Here is a 427-nt window from a genome sequence, read left to right on the forward strand (position 1 = left end):
TCGCCCATGAGTGCTTGCCTGTGAGCCATTAATGTGACTATAGAAAATAAGCTCATCAACGCAGGTGTTGTTCGCTCAATGGCTTTATCACTCCATTGTCTTTGAGTTTCTACTCCCAGGTGCTTTCTTACTTCTTCGAAGGTAACTTCTACTGACCAACGCCTGACATAGTAAGTCACAATCTCTTTTAAAGAGAGAGACAAATCAGTGCAGAGTATTGCCCTTGGCTCAAGTTTTTGATCAGGATCACACAACAAAACCCACCTTAATGGAATCACTGGTTTTCCTGCCCGATACCATAAAGCAGTTCCTGTAGTCACTTTCATTACTTTGTTTGCATGACCATACCACTCAGTAATCGTAATCATCTGCCAAACTGTTTGAGGGTTTTCCAATACCTCCGTTAGCTTGGGCAATTTATCCCCTT

The 427-nt window shown here is 42.4% G+C and carries 1 pseudogene; it reads right to left on the reverse strand.

Annotated features, from left to right (window positions below):
• A pseudogene (locus tag Q0954_RS34530) lies at nucleotides 1-368 on the reverse strand (hypothetical protein); the annotation flags it as partial.
• Between the last annotated feature and the right edge of the window lie 59 nt (nucleotides 369-427).

The sequence above is a fragment of the uncultured Microscilla sp. genome (genome assembly GCF_947493425.1).
Classification (GTDB): Bacteria; Bacteroidota; Bacteroidia; order Cytophagales; family Microscillaceae; genus Microscilla.